18 protein-coding genes are annotated in these 14,484 nt (G+C 61.1%); 9 read left to right on the top strand and 9 right to left on the bottom strand.

The window, feature by feature from the left end; all coding sequences use genetic code 11:
• Positions 1-100: 100 nt before the first annotated feature.
• From AC07VU_RS18925 to ppnP, 3 genes are all read left to right on the top strand, one after another.
• Positions 101-2,059 carry an acetyl/propionyl/methylcrotonyl-CoA carboxylase subunit alpha gene (locus AC07VU_RS18925; protein ID WP_495030241.1) on the top strand — a complete coding sequence of 653 codons (1,959 nt, stop codon included), beginning with the start codon at positions 101-103 and terminating at the stop codon, positions 2,057-2,059.
• Between the two features lie 69 nt (positions 2,060-2,128).
• A complete protein-coding gene (locus AC07VU_RS18920) occupies positions 2,129-2,671 on the top strand; it encodes a 3'-5' exonuclease (protein WP_007930003.1) in 543 nt (180 codons plus the stop codon).
• Between the two features lie 81 nt (positions 2,672-2,752).
• Complete coding sequence (gene ppnP / locus AC07VU_RS18915; RefSeq protein ID WP_007930001.1) at positions 2,753-3,037, top strand: pyrimidine/purine nucleoside phosphorylase; 285 nt, start codon at positions 2,753-2,755, stop codon at positions 3,035-3,037.
• Between the two features lie 82 nt (positions 3,038-3,119).
• Here ppnP and AC07VU_RS18910 read toward each other — a convergent pair whose 3' ends face one another.
• On the bottom strand, positions 3,120-3,923 hold the full coding sequence (locus tag AC07VU_RS18910; RefSeq protein ID WP_495030240.1) for an MOSC domain-containing protein: 804 nt from the start codon (positions 3,921-3,923) through the stop codon (positions 3,120-3,122).
• A gap of 99 nt (positions 3,924-4,022) precedes the next feature.
• Positions 4,023-4,958, bottom strand: a complete 936-nt coding sequence (locus tag AC07VU_RS18905; RefSeq protein WP_009044919.1) for a chemotaxis protein CheV — start codon at positions 4,956-4,958, stop codon at positions 4,023-4,025.
• A 540-nt stretch (positions 4,959-5,498) separates the two neighbouring features.
• Between AC07VU_RS18905 and AC07VU_RS18900 the strand changes: the two genes are divergently transcribed.
• The 3 genes from AC07VU_RS18900 to AC07VU_RS18890 all read left to right on the top strand — a co-directional run bounded on the left by AC07VU_RS18900 (position 5,499) and on the right by AC07VU_RS18890 (position 8,019).
• Positions 5,499-5,966, top strand: coding sequence for a hypothetical protein (locus AC07VU_RS18900; RefSeq protein WP_102679601.1), 468 nt, complete (start codon positions 5,499-5,501; stop codon positions 5,964-5,966).
• Positions 5,967-6,469: 503 nt separating this feature from the next.
• The gene (locus tag AC07VU_RS18895; RefSeq protein ID WP_277590031.1) at positions 6,470-7,363 is read left to right on the top strand and encodes a sensor histidine kinase; all 894 of its coding nucleotides are present in this window, start codon (positions 6,470-6,472) and stop codon (positions 7,361-7,363) included.
• Positions 7,360-8,019 carry a response regulator gene (locus AC07VU_RS18890; RefSeq protein WP_009044922.1) on the top strand — a complete coding sequence of 220 codons (660 nt, stop codon included), beginning with the start codon at positions 7,360-7,362 and terminating at the stop codon, positions 8,017-8,019. Before AC07VU_RS18895 ends, AC07VU_RS18890 begins: the two co-directional genes overlap by 4 nt.
• On the opposite strand, the gene yegS is transcribed toward AC07VU_RS18890, so the two are convergent.
• Complete coding sequence (gene yegS, locus AC07VU_RS18885) at positions 8,016-8,918, bottom strand: lipid kinase YegS (protein ID WP_495030239.1); 903 nt, start codon at positions 8,916-8,918, stop codon at positions 8,016-8,018. The two genes, AC07VU_RS18890 and yegS, sit on opposite strands and share 4 nt — an antisense overlap.
• A gap of 224 nt (positions 8,919-9,142) precedes the next feature.
• Here yegS and AC07VU_RS18880 point away from each other — a divergent pair, with 224 nt between their 5' ends.
• Complete coding sequence (locus AC07VU_RS18880) at positions 9,143-9,406, top strand: hypothetical protein (protein ID WP_009044924.1); 264 nt, start codon at positions 9,143-9,145, stop codon at positions 9,404-9,406.
• A gap of 58 nt (positions 9,407-9,464) precedes the next feature.
• Here the strand turns inward: AC07VU_RS18880 and AC07VU_RS18875 are convergent, their stop codons facing one another.
• Complete coding sequence (locus tag AC07VU_RS18875; RefSeq protein ID WP_495030259.1) at positions 9,465-10,652, bottom strand: molybdopterin molybdotransferase MoeA; 1,188 nt, start codon at positions 10,650-10,652, stop codon at positions 9,465-9,467.
• A gap of 22 nt (positions 10,653-10,674) precedes the next feature.
• Positions 10,675-11,214, bottom strand: a complete 540-nt coding sequence (gene moaB / locus AC07VU_RS18870) for a molybdenum cofactor biosynthesis protein B (protein WP_007923271.1) — start codon at positions 11,212-11,214, stop codon at positions 10,675-10,677.
• Positions 11,215-11,293: 79 nt separating this feature from the next.
• On the opposite strand from moaB, the gene mobA reads away from it, so the two are divergent.
• Both mobA and AC07VU_RS18860 read left to right on the top strand, forming a co-directional pair.
• Positions 11,294-11,902, top strand: a complete 609-nt coding sequence (mobA, locus tag AC07VU_RS18865) for a molybdenum cofactor guanylyltransferase MobA (protein WP_495030238.1) — start codon at positions 11,294-11,296, stop codon at positions 11,900-11,902.
• A 71-nt stretch (positions 11,903-11,973) separates the two neighbouring features.
• Positions 11,974-12,195 carry a YgdI/YgdR family lipoprotein gene (locus tag AC07VU_RS18860; RefSeq protein WP_007923269.1) on the top strand — a complete coding sequence of 74 codons (222 nt, stop codon included), beginning with the start codon at positions 11,974-11,976 and terminating at the stop codon, positions 12,193-12,195.
• Between the two features lie 80 nt (positions 12,196-12,275).
• Here the strand turns inward: AC07VU_RS18860 and AC07VU_RS18855 are convergent, their stop codons facing one another.
• From AC07VU_RS18855 to AC07VU_RS18840, 4 genes are all read right to left on the bottom strand, one after another.
• Entirely contained in the window at positions 12,276-13,166 is an 891-nt protein-coding gene (locus AC07VU_RS18855) for a pseudouridine synthase (protein ID WP_274304242.1), read from the bottom strand.
• Positions 13,167-13,254: 88 nt separating this feature from the next.
• Positions 13,255-13,575 carry a hypothetical protein gene (locus tag AC07VU_RS18850; RefSeq protein WP_007923266.1) on the bottom strand — a complete coding sequence of 107 codons (321 nt, stop codon included), beginning with the start codon at positions 13,573-13,575 and terminating at the stop codon, positions 13,255-13,257.
• A 56-nt stretch (positions 13,576-13,631) separates the two neighbouring features.
• Positions 13,632-14,060, bottom strand: coding sequence for a S24 family peptidase (locus tag AC07VU_RS18845; RefSeq protein ID WP_007923264.1), 429 nt, complete (start codon positions 14,058-14,060; stop codon positions 13,632-13,634).
• 113 nt (positions 14,061-14,173) lie between these two features.
• Positions 14,174-14,410 (bottom strand): glutaredoxin family protein, encoded by a 237-nt coding sequence (locus AC07VU_RS18840; protein ID WP_053262141.1) that lies wholly within the window; start codon positions 14,408-14,410, stop codon positions 14,174-14,176.
• Positions 14,411-14,484: the final 74 nt, after the last annotated feature.

Raw genomic sequence — 14,484 nt, 5'->3', positions numbered from 1 at the left:
GCGAGCAAGCTCGCTCCTGCAGAGACGACGCTCACCTTGTAGGAGCGAGCTTGCTCGCGATAAACCCGCCCAGCCACCACCGACTTCAGGAAGCTCCCCCATGCCCGCCTTCAGCAAAATCCTGATCGCCAATCGCGGTGAAATCGCCTGCCGCATCCAGCGCACCGCCCAAGCCCTGGGTTATCGCACCGTGGCGGTGTTCAGCGATGCCGACGCCGATGCGCTGCATGTGCGGATGGCCGACGAGGCGGTGCGTATCGGCCCGGCGGCGGTCCAACAGTCCTACCTGAACAGCCAGGCGATCCTCGACGCGACCCGGCGCACGGGCGCCGACGCGCTGCATCCCGGCTACGGCTTTCTGTCGGAGAACGCCGAATTCGCCAGCGCCTGCGAGGCAGCCGGCATCACCTTTATCGGCCCCAGCGCCGAGGCCATCGAACTGATGGGCAGCAAGCGCCTGTCCAAGCTGGCGATGCTCGCGGCGGGCGTCCCCTGCATCGCCGGTTATCAGGGCGCGGAACAGGACGATGCGACCCTGCAACGCGAAGCCGAACGCATCGGCTACCCGCTGATGATCAAGGCCAGCGCCGGTGGCGGTGGACGCGGCATGCGCCTGGTGCAGCGAGCCGATGAGCTGCTGGCCCAGGTGCGTACCGCGCGCTCCGAGGCGCTGCACGCCTTCGGCAGCGACGAGTTGATTCTGGAGCAGGCGCTGATCGAACCGCGGCATGTGGAAATCCAGGTGTTCGGCGACCGCCACGGACAATTGATCTACCTCGGCGAGCGCGATTGCTCGATCCAGCGCCGTCATCAGAAAGTCGTCGAGGAAGCGCCCTGCCCGGTGATGACCGCCGAGCTGCGCCAGGCCATGGGCGAGGCCGCCCTCAAGGCCGGCCGGGCGGTGAATTATGTCGGCGCCGGCACCGTGGAATTTCTCCTCGATGCACGGGGGCAATTCTACTTTCTGGAAATGAACACCCGCCTGCAGGTCGAACACCCGGTCACCGAAATGATCACCGGCCTGGACCTGGTGGCCCTGCAACTGCAGGTGGCGGCGGGTCAACCGTTACCACTGCGCCAGGAACAGGTCGAACTCAAGGGCCATGCCATCGAAGTGCGGCTGTATGCCGAGGACCCGGCGCAGGATTTCCTGCCGCAAACCGGCCAGGTACGGCGCTGGGAACCGGCACTGGGTGCCGATGTGCGTATCGATCACGGCCTGCTGGAAGGCCAGAGCGTCAGCCCGTTCTATGACCCGATGCTGGGCAAGCTCATCGCCCACGGCGCCACCCGCGAAGAGGCGCGCCGCAAGCTGTTGCGCGCGGTCGAGGACACGGTGCTGACCGGCGTGGCGAGCAACCAGAAGCTGTTGGCGAACCTGCTTCGCCACCCTGGCTTTGCCAGCGGTGAATTCAGCACCGCCTTTATCGCCGAACATTTCGCCGACGATCCAAGCCTGCGCCCGCAACCGCCAAGCGGCGCCGAACTGGCCCTGGCCGCGGCACTGTTTTATCAGCACGCGGCCCAGCCTCACGGCGCAGCGCTGGCCGGCTGGCGCAACAACGCCAGTGTGCCGCTGCACTATCGCCTGGGCTCGGGTGAAGCCGTATGGAACCTTGAACTGAATAACCAGGCCGGAACGCTGCGGATTCAACACGCCGACCAAGGCTTCGAGGTACAGCTGCTGGAGACGGATGGCCGCTGGGCCTGCGCGACCATCGACGGTATCCGCCGCCGCTACGCCTACACCCTGGAAGCCGGGCAGCTCTGGCTGTTCACCCGTCCTGGCAACCTGCACCTTCAAGACCTGAGCCACGCACCGGTCGCCAGCCAGGCCGGCGCCCACAGCGGCATGCTAAAGGCGCCCATGGACGGCGCCATAGTCGACGTACTGGTCAGCGAGGGCGCGACCGTCAGCAAGGGGCAACTGCTGCTGGTGCTGGAGGCGATGAAAATGGAGCATCCGCTGAAGGCCGGTATCGATGGCGTGATCAAGCGGCTGCAGGTCAATCTCGGCGATCAGGTGAAAAGCCGCCAGATTCTGCTGGAGGTGGAATAAGCCGCTAGGCGCAGACGTCGGGTTTGGCTACGCTCAAGCCTCATCGGGATGTTGAAGCTGGAGCCTGTGATGCCCCACTGGTTGGTAATTGATCTGGAAGCCACCACGGACGAAGGAGGCTGGCCGCTGACCGACATGGAAATCATCGAGATCGGCGCCACCCTGGTGAACCGCGAAGGGCGTGAACTGGACCATTTCCAACGCTTCGTGCGCCCGCTGCGGCGGCCGATGCTGACGCCGTTCTGCCGTGAACTGACCCACATCACCCAGGCCCAGATCGACGGCGCCCAGCCGTTGAGCGAAGTCTGGCCGCTGTTCGAACGCTGGCTGGGCCAGCATCACACGCGCCTGGAGGGCTGGGCCAGCTGGGGCGACTACGATCGCAAGCAACTGCTGCAGGAGTGGCAACGCTCGCAACTGCACAGCGCCCTCGCCCAACTGCCGCACATGAACCTCAAGCAACGCTTCGCCAAGGCCCGCCGCCTCGAACGACCGCTGGGCCTGAACGGCGCGCTGCAACTGGCCGGGCTGCAGTTCACCGGCCAGCAGCATCGCGCCCTGGAAGATGCCCGCAATACGGCGCGTTTATTGCCTCTGATTCTTCCCGGCTGATCCGTCCGCGCAACAGGTGACGCATCTGAAGGCCTTGTGCATACTGGCCGGCCTTTTTGACCCCTTTTTGAGGAATCGCCCATGTTTAAAGTCAACGAGTACTTCGACGGCACCGTCAAGTCGATTGCCTTCGGCACGGCCGAAGGTCCCGCCACCATCGGCGTCATGGCTCCGGGCGAATACGAGTTCGGCACGGCTCAACGGGAAATCATGCACGTGGTTTCCGGCGCCCTGACCGTCAAGCTGCCTGACAGCAACGACTGGGAAACCTTTGCCGCCGGCAGCCAGTTCAACGTACCGGCCAACAGCAAGTTCCAGCTGAAAGTGGCCGTCGACACCGCCTACCTGTGCGAATACCGCGGCTGATCCCACTCCCAGGGACTAATCGTCGGCGATAAAAAATGCCCGTATCTGACGATACGGGCATTTTTCGTTTCTACGCCACCGACTATTCCAGCACCGTGACCGGCATGCCGACTTCCAGGCGGCCAATGCCATCGTTCACCAGATTCTGCCCGAACATCGCCCCGCCTTCTTGCGCCCGGTACTGCTGCAGCGTGGCCAGCGGTTCACGGTCGGCGCTGCGCTCGCCGGTCTGCGGATCGATGGTGGTGAGAATGCAACGCGCACAAGGCTTGACCACCCGAAACTCGATATCGCCGATGCGGATGCGTTTCCAGCCATCTTCGGCGAAGGCCGGGCAGCCCTCGATCACCAGGTTCGGGCGAAAGCGCAGCATCTCCAGGGGACGGCCGACACGACTGGACAGGTCTTCCCGGGAGGACTCGCCAATCAGCAACAACGGAAAACCGTCGGCAAAGGCCACCTGATCGTCATCCTTGCCGTAACCGGCCTGAGTGGTGCGCGCACGCTCCGGGGGGACCTGTACCAGGCGGGTCGGCTTGCCGATGAAATTGCTCAGCCAGGCATGGGCTTCGTCGCCGGCATCCGGTACGCGCAGGGTATCGCGCCAGATGGTCACGCCACGTAACGGGGCATCCGCACCAGGCAGTGGCACATCGAGGGATGGATAACCGGGAGCACTGAGGGTCAGCCCTCCCTCGGCGTTCCAGAGCGCCGAAAGCTGGCTCATGTGCGGGACCGCACGTTGGGTCAGGAAACGCCCGCTGGGTTCATCGACCAGCATCCAGCGTCGATCTCCCTCCAGCCCCAGCCTGTCCAGCGCGACCTGTTGCAGGGACTCGCCCTTGCCGGATTTCAAGGGGTATCGATAAAGCGCGCTGAGACGCATGGCCAGCTCCCGGGTAGCAAAAAAAGCAACCTTATACGAGCCGGCCCGCGAATCAAAGAAGCACCTGCCGCGCAGGCGTCGCTCCGGCCAATGCTCCCGTCAGGCGGGAACTTCGTCCAGCATCAGGCGCTGGCGCACCACGTCGACCAGTTTGTCCGGCTGGAACTTGGACAGGAAGTTGTCGCAACCGACCTTCTTCACCATCGACTCGTTGAAGCTGCCGGACAGGGAGGTATGCAGCACCACATAAAGGCCACGCAGACGAGGATCGTTGCGGATTTCGGTGGTCAGACGATAGCCGTCCATTTCCGGCATTTCGGCGTCGGTGAACACCATCAGCAGCTTGTCGGTCATGTCGACCCCGGTATCGGCCCACGCCTTGAGCATCTTCAGGGCCTTCAGGCCGTCGCTGGCAATGTGCATCTTCACCCCCAACTGGCCCAGGGTGTCGCGCAATTGCGACAGCGCCACGTTGGAGTCGTCCACCAACAGCACTTCACGGCCGCGGGCACGTTCGAGCACCGGATCGTCGAGCTTGTCCCGCGAGACCTTGGCGTTGTACGGAACGATTTCGGCCAGGACCTTTTCCACGTCGATGATCTCGACCAGTTGATCGTCGACCTTGCTGATCGCCGTCAGGTAATGCTGGCGCCCGGCACTGGTCGGCGGCGGCAGGATGGCTTCCCAGTTCATGTTGACGATGCGGTCGACGCCTCCCACCAGGAAGGCCTGCACCGAGCGGTTGTACTCGGTGACGATGATGGTGCTGTTGGGACCCGGCACCAGTGGCCGCATGCCGATCGCCTGGGACAGGTCGATGACCGGCAGCGTCTGCCCCCGCAGGTTGACCACGCCACAGACGAACGGATGGCGCTGGGGCATCAGCGTCAGCTTTGGCAATTGCAGGACTTCCTGCACCTTGAACACGTTGATCGCGAACAACTGTCGCCCGGCCAGACGAAACATGAGGATTTCCAGGCGATTCTCACCCACCAGTTGCGTGCGTTGATCTACCGTGTCGAGAATGCCGGCCATGTAATGACTCCTGGGCTTGTTCTGATGAATTCACTAACGCGGGTTATCGGCGCGATTTGCCGAATCTTGACCCGCGTACAAAATGCCATGCAAAGGCATTGATGTCACATTAACATCATGCTTTACTGGCTTCGCGATTTCATCCACACAACTTCCCCGCCGCGACCTCTATTTCAGCGCTTGGTTCCCCTTTGTAAGGGAATCCCCTATCGGCAATCAGGACCAACCTGATATTCGCAATATCCAATAGCCATTAATGTGACGCCATTCTCATTGCATGAATGGAGTCAGGCTTTTGTTTGTGATCGCAGGAAGATGGGCTGGTGCCCCTTCGAGCCCCCCCGCCTCCGCTGTCCAAGCGCGGCCGACACACCGTGCTCGGCAGTCTGTCGCCTGCAGACTAAACACCAGCACAGCGTCTTCGCCCATTGAGAACCAATCAGATTCGTCCTATATCCCACGGCATAACCGACGTAATACCTTACAGCCGCTCACAAAACGGACCATTCCATCATCTGACGTGGCGTCGTGGAGACAAGCATGCTGATCGACGATAAAGAGTGGCACCAGTCACCCGACTTTCTGCTTGAGGCAGAAGCACTATTGGCCAAGTCTGTTGAATGCCTGAACCATCTCAACCTGATCAGGAACGATCAGGACGCCATCGAGTGCATGTTGTCCACCCTGCTCAAACTGGCCGAGAAAACCGACGCGCTGGCGCTGCGCAGCACCGCCGAATTCTCGCGCCAGGTTCATGCGTTGCTGGATCACTCCCATCCTCATCCGGACATGAACAAGCAGATCCTCGACACCCTCGAGGAATGCTTCAGCCTGATGGCCTGGCAGCTTGAACTCGTCGATCCGGTGACTGGGCAGTTGAACCTCGATGGCAACGAACAGGCCACCCTCATCGAATCCCTCGCCGTGCAAATCGACCCTCTGCCCGCCCCCCTGTCCTGCCACCAAAATTCGTTCAAAGTTTTTTCGATCGCCAAGAGAAACGCATAGACCCTGTCGTTAATACCTAACTTCAGTCGTTAGATATGTCGTGACATTGACCAGCATCATGTCGTTATCCAATATTTCATGCCTGTTAACGACAGAACCAACTAACACAACTAAATAAAACCAATCCCGAGACTTCAAGTGTTCTGAATCTCGCCTACCCGTTCGCCAAGGCCAGATACAGTCACTGTTTGAGCGGAGCCAGTTAAAACAAGCGAATCGGAACATACGTCCCAAAAGGCAATATTCCTGACCCGCTGGACATATATAGAGGCGCGACCAACGGTAGCTAAGCTGATACTATGCCAGCCACTAAACGATATCCTTAATGGCACTGTGATTTCAGATTGATCTTGTTACACACCTGATCAGTGCAAGGCTTGCTCCCAACGAATAGACCGCGTTAATTGAAGCCGCATACTCAAACAATACCGTTTTCCAAACCGGGGCCCGTCAGTCGACTTGACCGGTCTCCCCGCAGCGAACATTCATTGGCTCCATCCGCTATGTACGCCAGCCTCAAGTCAACTGCCACCAGGCTTCTCTCTCGAATAAACCTGCGCTGGCTCAACCTGTTGCTGTGCTCATGCTCGGCACTTGGAAGTCTGGCCGTCTATTGCCTGTCGACGACCTTTCCCCTCAGCCTGCTGATCCTGAATCTGGCGGCCCTGGCCAGTGTCTGGGCCTATTACGGCGATTCGCGCAAATCGATCAAGTTCCAGCCTCAGGAACTGGCGGATCGCTTGCTGGAAGTCCAGGAAAACGAGCGCCATCGCCTCAGTCGTGAATTGCATGATGATATTGGTCAGTTGTTGACTGCCGCCAAGCTGCAAAGCGAATGGCTCAAGCGCCGCCTGCCCGAAGACCTGCAACAGCACTGCACGACGCTTCAAAGCACATTGGAAGAAACCCTGGCCAAGGTGCGCGATGTATCGGCCATTCTTAATCCCCGGCAATTGGCCAGCCTGGGCCTGGAAGCCAGCCTGCGGGCACACTTGCTGAAGACCCTGGAAAACACTTCCGTGCACTGGAGCCTGGAATGCAAGCAACGCCTGGCAGGCATCCCCGAGGAGATGGCAGTGGCCGCCTTTCGCATCACTCAGGAAGCCGTCACCAACATGCTGCGCCACGCCCAGGCGGATAACCTGCTGGTACGCCTGCAACGCCTGCCCGAGGGCCTTTCGCTGTTTATCAGCGATGATGGCTGTGGCTTTTCCCCAGCGGCCAATCCTGGCGCGCAAGGACAACGCGGCATGGCGGGCATGGCGGAAAGAATCGCGCAACTGGGTGGCACCCTGAAGGTTTCCAGCCAGCCCGACCAGGGCACACAAATCGAAGCACTCTTCCCCTGGGCGCCTCGCGCACTCGAACGGGCCAGTACGAATAAGGTTTTACATTGACCTGCAATTTACTTCTGGTGGATGACCACTCGCTCATCAGGGCTGGCGTGCGTGCCCTGGTCATGGACATTCCTGGCTATGCCGTGATCGGCGAAGCCAACGATGGCGCACAAGTACTGGAAATGGTCGAGAGGCTGTCGCCGGACATTATCCTTCTGGATATTTCCATGAAGGATATCGGTGGCCTTGAAGCCCTGAAGAGACTCAAGGTGGTGCATCCGCAGAGCAAAGTACTGATTCTCTCGATGCACACCGATCCGGCGCTGATCATGCAGGCCCTGGAATCCGGTGCTCATGGTTATCTGCTCAAGGACACCACCGCCAACGAGCTCGAGCACGCGCTCGACGCCTTGCGCAACAACGAGCGTTATCTCAGCCCGGCCATTGCCCACACGGTGATCAACCAGGCGCTGATCCGCGTGCAGAAGCCCCATCCGGAACCCGTCGAAACCCATAACCTGACCGCACGCCAGCTGGAGATCCTGCGCCTGATCGTTCGCGGCAAATCAACCCGCGAAATCGCTCATGGGCTTGGCCTGAGCATCAAGACCGTGGAAACCCACCGCTCGCAGATCATGAAACGCCTGCAGATCTATGATGTGGCCGGCCTGGTCCTGTTTGCCGTCCGCGAACAGATCATCAGCCTCGACGATTAAGACGCCGAAGCCGCCAACAGCGGGGAGTCTTCCGGCAAATGCACCCGCAATGCCCCTGGGAGCGCGCGAAAACGCAGGTTTTCGCCTTGCAGGGGCTCACCGTCGAGATTGATATCCAGCCCCTCGGACACCTTGATTTCAACCCAGGGCAGGCGCGTGCGCACAAACAGGTTGTCGATCCCCCAGCCGCCGGCCAGCAGGTCCTTCAAGGTGCCCACCAACTCCTGGGGGGCCGGCAGGATACTGACATCCAGCAATCCGTCATCGGCCATCGCCTCAGGGCACAGCAGATGACCACCACCGGCCTGGCGCCCGTTGCCGATCCCCAGGGCCAACAGCTCGCCGCGCCAATGAAAATCCGGCCCCTGCAGTTCACCGTACGCCGCATGCAGTTCGTTGAAACGGGACAAACCAGTGAACAGATAGGCCGCGCCCCCCAGAATCTTTTTCAGGTCCTCGGAGGTATTGGCCGTCACCTGGCTGCCGAACCCGCCCGTGGCCATGTTGAGAAATACCTGGCCACCGACCTCGCCGAGGTCGATCGTCCGTGCCGGCACGTCGAGCAGGTTCAATGCCTCATGGGGCAGTAACGACACGCCGGCCGCCCGCGCGAAATCATTGGCCGTCCCCAGCGGCAGCAACACCAGACTGGCATCGTTGGCCTGCGCTGCCATGGCCTCGGCGATATCACGCAAGGTGCCATCACCGCCTCCCGCGATCAGGCGGGTGTAACCAGTCACGAGGGCTTCATCCACCAGGCGCTGGGCGTCGCCCGCTTCCCAGGTCAGGCGGACTGCCAGCTCCCAACCCTCTTCACGCTTGCGCTCGACAGCCTCGCGAACCTCTTCGTTGAGGGCCTGCTTGCCGTGCAGTATCAGCATCGCCTTGCGTTCGCTCATCGCTCATCACTCCTGTCATTCGAGGGCCATTGAAGGATGTTGACCCTCGGTCCATGAGAAAAAGTCCGACCGGGTTGTAATCAACTTGTCCCCATCAGGCCGTCTGCTGGCTGACCGGTAACTTTTCTGACCGCAGATTGAGAATCACCTGAATTGACCCGAAACAGACAATCGGAGAATGTTCATGGCAGGCGAACGACGCCTCAAACAGGGAAGCGAAACACATGGATGACAAGAAATGCTTTGAACGCTCGAACTCCGCGCTCACTCGGCTGGAAGGGAGCATCCTGCTCAGTACAGGCAAACACCCGGAACTGAGTGTCCATCAAGTACATACCCGTGACCCCGAGCATAAGCCCGACAGCAAGCTTCATGCCTTGCTCAAGAAGCTCGCGTGGGTGTTGGCCTATGCCGGGTTTATATCGGCACTGCTGTCCTGGGGACTGAACAGCCGTTTTGGCTTGCTGATCCTTTTACTCCTGCGTTGATAGGCAGGGCCCTGGAGGATGGACCCGGCGCTGCCGACCAGGTCCGCCTCCCCTGGAGTCAGCCCAGGACCTCACTCAATGGGATGAAGTTGACCCAATCGCCCTCAACCAGCGTTCGCTCTTCCAGTACCTCGACCAGCCCCTCGGCCCAGGCGGCACTGCGCAAGACCCCGGAACTCTGGTTCCGGTAGATGATTGCCCTGCCCTGCTCCAGACGCCCACGCAGATACTCTCGTCGATTCCCCGGTTTCGACCAGGCAAACCCGGCTGGAACCTGGAACTGCAAGGGCTGCAGCTCCTTCACTCCCTGGCGCCGCAAAATATAGGGGCGAGCCAGCAAGGCAAAGGTCACCAGTGTCGAGGCCGGGTTACCCGGCAGGCCGATCACCGGCACGCCGCGGAAATGCCCGAAGGTCAACGGCTTGCCCGGCTTGATCGCCAGCTTCCAGAGCGCAAGCTCGCCCTCTTCTCTTAAGGCGATGCCCAGGAAATCCGCCTCGCCCACCGATACACCACCGGTGGACAGGATCAGGTCCACATCCGCCAGTTCGGCAAGGCGCCGCCGGGTCGTGGGCAGATCGTCGGGCAGGATTCCACCGTCGACCACTTCACAGCCCAGCCGCTGCAACCAACTGCACAGCAGGACACGGTTACTGTTGTAGATCTGCCCGGGACCCAGCGCTTGCCCAGGTTCTATCAGCTCGTCGCCGGTGGAGAGCACGGCGACCCGCACTCGACGCACCACCTCCAGCTCCGCGCCCCCCAAGGAAGCAGCGAGCCCCAGCTCGATCGGCCCCAGCTGCGTTCCGGCCACCAATACACACTCGCCGACCGTGGTTTCCTGGCCTTGGGGACGAATGTTCTGCCCGGCGCTGAGCGGCTCGGTAAAGGACACCCGCCCATCGGCCTGAACCTCGGCGTTCTCCTGCATTTCCACGCAGTCGGCCCCCGCCGGGACCGGCGCCCCGGTGAAGATACGTGCGCAGGTACCGGGCGCCAAAGGCTCGGGCGCCTGGCCGGCGAAAATGCGCTGGCTGACCACAAGGGCCTCACCGCTCCAATCCGCGGCACGCAAGGCATAACCGTCCATGGCGCTGTTGGGCCAGGGCGGAAGATCCAGGGTGGAAATCAAATCGTCGGCCAAGACCCGGCCTTGAGCTGCCGCCAGCGGCAGCCGCTCGCGCTCGAGAATGGGAGTAGCCTCGGCCATCTCCAGCAAACGGGCCAATGCGACCTCGACCGGCATCAAGGCACCGGTCTTGCCCGGCTTACCCACGGGATTCACAAGGTGCCGCCTGTTTCAGATGCGTGACGAAATTGCACGGCCGGTGCCGCGAATCCAGCTGCTCGGCGAGGATACCGTCCCAACCGGTACGCACCGCGTTGGTCGAGCCCGGCAGGCAGCACACCAGCGTGCCGTTGGCCAGCCCGGCCAGGGCCCGGGACTGCACGGTGGAAGTGCCGATGTCGGCCACCGAGATCTGACGGAACAACTCGCCAAAACCGTCGACCTGTTTGTCGAGCAGGCAAGACACGGCTTCCGGGGTGCTGTCGCGGCCGGTAAAACCGGTGCCGCCAGTGATCAGCACCACCTGGACCAGGTCGTCGGCGATCCAGGTCGCCACTTGTGCGCGAATCTTGTAGAGATCGTCCTTGAGCAGGACGCGCGCGGCCAGGTTATGGCCTGCTGCGCTCAGTCGATCGACGAAGACCTGGCCGGAGGTATCGGTCTCCAGGGTCCGGGTATCACTGACAGTCAGCACCGCGATATTCAAGGGTGCAAAAGGTACATCAGCCTTGGCTTTCATAGGCTCGATCCAGTTGTAGGAGAAACAGCCCGGTGTTATATCACAGCGCTCTCTTTGACCGCCCCTGTGGAGACGTGCCATGACCCCGCGCACAGATTTGCCACCCTGCTCCATTCTGCTCCTGGCCGGTGGACGCGGCCAACGCATGGGCGGAAGGGACAAGGGGCTGATCGAGTGGCAGGGCCGGCCATTGATCGCCCATCTGCATCGACTGACCCGCGGCCTGAGCGATGACCTGGTCATTTCCTGCAACCGCAATCGCCGGCAGTACGCGCCTTATGCCGACCAACTGGTGCAGGACGAAAGCAATGACTTCCCGGGGCCGTTGGCAGGTATTCGTGCCGGATTAGCCGTCGCCCGGCATGCCCGACTGCTGGTGTTGCCTTGCGACGTGCCGCGCATCGATGCGCAACTGATCGACGTCATGCGGCAAAGCGCCGCCCTGCATCCGGACAAACCACTGATGCTGCGCCATGGCGAGCACTGGGAACCCTTGCTGTGTATTATTCCGCGCACGCTGCTCGGCACCTTCGACGGAGCCTGGCAGAACGGTGAGCGCAGCCCCGGACGTATCATGCGCGGGCTGGATGCTCAGGCCCTGCAATGTCCGGCAAACGATCCCCGATTGGCTAATCTGAATACACCAGAGCTGTTAAGCCAGCAGCACGGCGTGTCAGAATGCCCTTAACTCAAGGAACTTGCAGGCGTTGTATACGTCTCAAGCACAGCAACTAAAAGTATTCATCTCGGAGACACATAATGATTCAGCGGACTCTCGCCACTCTCATGCTTGCACTGGGCCTTGCCACTCTCGCCGGTTGCGCATCGCCTACTGTGATCACCCTGAATGACGGTCGCGAAATCCAGGCCGTCGATACGCCGAAATACGATGAGGATTCCGGTTTCTACGAGTTCGAGCAACTAGACGGCAAACAAACCCGCATCAACAAGGATCAGGTTCGTACGGTAAAAGAGCTGTAATCCATACCGTTACGCCAGAAACGATAAAGCCCGCTTTCGCGGGCTTTATCGTTTCTGGCAGCAGCAAGCAGTTGCCTGGATTACCACTGCAAGGTGATCCGACTCTCGAACTCGCGCTCCTCCCCTGTCAGCGGGTCGGTAAAACGCAGGCCCTGGGCCAGCAGCTTGAGCGGCTTGGCGTAATCGTCCTCCACATCCTTGAGCGCATCGGGATAAAACGGGTCGTTGCAGATCGCCGCCCCCAGCGCACTCATGTGCACCCGCAACTGGTGCTTTTTGCCGGTCACCGGATACAGCCCATAACGCCAGAGGTCACCGTTCTTTTCCCGGACCTCCAGTGCCGTTTCCGTATTAGGCGTACCAGGCCCTTCCTGCATGCGGAAAAAGGGCTCGCCATCGATCAGGCGGCTTTTATGCACCCGTGGAAACTCAAGACCGGGCAAGGCCGGTGCGATGGCCTCGTAGCGCTTGTCGATCCTGCGCGTCGGGAACAGCGACTGATAGGCCGAGCGGCTTTGCGGATTGGCCGAAAACAACACCAGGCCCGCCGTATGCCGGTCGATGCGATGCAGAGGCACCAGATGGGGATTGTCCAGGCTGCGGATCAAGCGGCGCAGCAAGGTTTGCTCGACATATTCCCCCGCCGGGGTGACCGGCAGGAAATGCGGCTTGTCCGCCACCACCAGGTGCTCATCGACGTAAAGAATCGACTCCTGCACCGGGATGATCTTTTCGTCGGGCACTTCGCGAAAATAATGAATGCGCAGGCCTTCGCGGTATGCCAGGTCGACACCGATCGGTAGTCCCTGTCCATCGAGCACCCGGCCGCGGGCGATCCGGCTCAGCCACTGCTCACGGCTGATGGTGCTGAAATGGTCACACAGGCAATCCAGTACGGTTGGCCATGAACCGGGGGGCAGGTACAGGGTGCTGGCCTGATGCTGTGCGGCAAAAAAAGGTACGGAAGACATACAAAAGCTCGAACGGACAATGCAGAGCGACATTATCCAACATGGGTCCCGGGGAGCCTAGGAGAGTTTCCCCCTCCGGAACCTGCGACTAAGCCCGGGCCACGCCGGCTTGCGCGGCGGCATCGGTGAACTCCTTCAGCCAACGCAGCACATCGACCGCCTCCCAGCGGGCCGGGTCATACAGCGCATACAACAACCCCTGATACCCCACCACGTCCAGTTGCCGGTGATAACCCGCACGCTGGAACAGGGCTTCGATTTCGGCAAAGCAGGTATTGAAATGCAGCTTGTTGAACGGTGTCTTGCCTTCCGTGACCAGGCCGTCCAGGCGCAGTTCGAGTACCGCTTCGCGCACCACATCGGCGGACATGCGGTTCACACTGCTCTTCAATTGTTCGACATTGACCATCATCAGTCCTTCTACCCTCTCATTCATCCACTGAGCACACGCCCTGCGCATCGATATCAGCCACGGCCGACATAACTGACCACCCACAACACCACGCCCCAGATTTGCGCCGAGTCCCGATCGTCCAGAGGGATCGGTGCAATCGAAGGTCGCGCCGCCTTGAGCAGCAGCCCACCCTTGGGATCGGGCGCCAGCAGGCGCACGCCATAGGCGTCTTCGCCATCGAGATGGGCCACCACGTACTGATCCACCGCCGGGGCCGCCGAACGATCGACGATCAGCCGGTCGCCGGGATAGATCCCGAAGCCCAGCAGGCTGTCGTCATCCACCAGCACCGCGCGGATCTGCGGCGCTCCGAGCCCCACGGTACGATCCAGGGAAAAACCGCCTTCGAACGTGAGCCCGGCGGCAAACCCGTCGTGCCCTGCATGCTCGGGCGACAGGTGTTGCAAACGCTCGGCGCGGGCGAGGATTGTGAGAGACATGACGAACCATCCCGATAACTGTACGCATATACAGTAACCGAATAATCGGGATCCCGCCAAGGGATTGCAGCGCAGGCGACAAACGGAAAGGGTCGTGCCAGCGACAGGCCGGCTCAGCGCAGGAAGGCCACCACCTGCTCGGCATCGAACGGCCAGCCCAGCTCGGCGCCGTTGTCCACCCGGCGCAGGACCGGGATACGCAGGCCATACGCCTCGAACAGGGTTTCGTCTTCCGCGATATCCACCAGCTCGACCATCAGCCCGTGCTCCACCAGCGGCATCAACTCCGCCTCGGCGAGTTCGCACAGGTGGCAGCCCAGGGTGCCGAACAGCTGACATTCAGGAGGCATGACATACAGACCGAAAAGAGACAGGCGCTTATTCTAGGCCCGCGAGAAAAAGCCGTCGACCGATGAACGCAGCA

Source organism: Pseudomonas sp. GW821-FHT02B10, assembly GCF_059421865.1.
The sequence above is the reverse complement of the archived record's forward strand: the minus strand, read 5'-3'. Positions and strand labels throughout refer to the sequence as shown.